This is a genomic window from Pantoea sp. SIMBA_079 (assembly GCF_046940275.1).
In the GTDB taxonomy this organism is placed as follows: Bacteria; Pseudomonadota; Gammaproteobacteria; order Enterobacterales; family Enterobacteriaceae; genus Pantoea; species Pantoea borealis.
Genome location: NZ_JAWRYR010000091.1, coordinates 1 through 351, shown reverse-complemented (window position 1 = coordinate 351; position 351 = coordinate 1). Strand labels below are relative to the sequence as shown.

The window sequence follows — 351 nt, the reverse complement described above, 5'->3', positions numbered from 1 at the left end:
GCGTGTACGGGGTGCAGGAGGGCCGGACGTTCATCGCCCTCCGGCCGGTGCAGCTCGGCGTGACCCTGCTGGCGCTCGTGCTGCTGTCGCTGCTCGCGCTGCTGCTGGTGATCTCCGGGCCGGTGGCCGAATTCCTGGGCGGACTGATCGGGCTCAGCGACGCCTTCCAGGTGGCCTGGTCCATCATCCGCTGGCCCATCGTGGTCGTCGTCATCATCCTGCTCGTCGCGGTGCTCTACGCGGCTACACCGAACATCAAGCATCCCCGGGTGCGCTGGCTGACCCCCGGGTCCATCGCGGCGATCATCGTGCTCGGCATCGCGTCGGCACTGTTCGCGTTCTACGTCGGCA

1 protein-coding gene is annotated in these 351 nt (G+C 68.4%); it reads left to right on the top strand.

The window, feature by feature from the left end; genetic code table 11:
• Positions 1–351: YhjD/YihY/BrkB family envelope integrity protein (locus SB719_RS19245; protein WP_412159616.1), on the top strand; the 351-nt coding region annotated here is incomplete at both ends.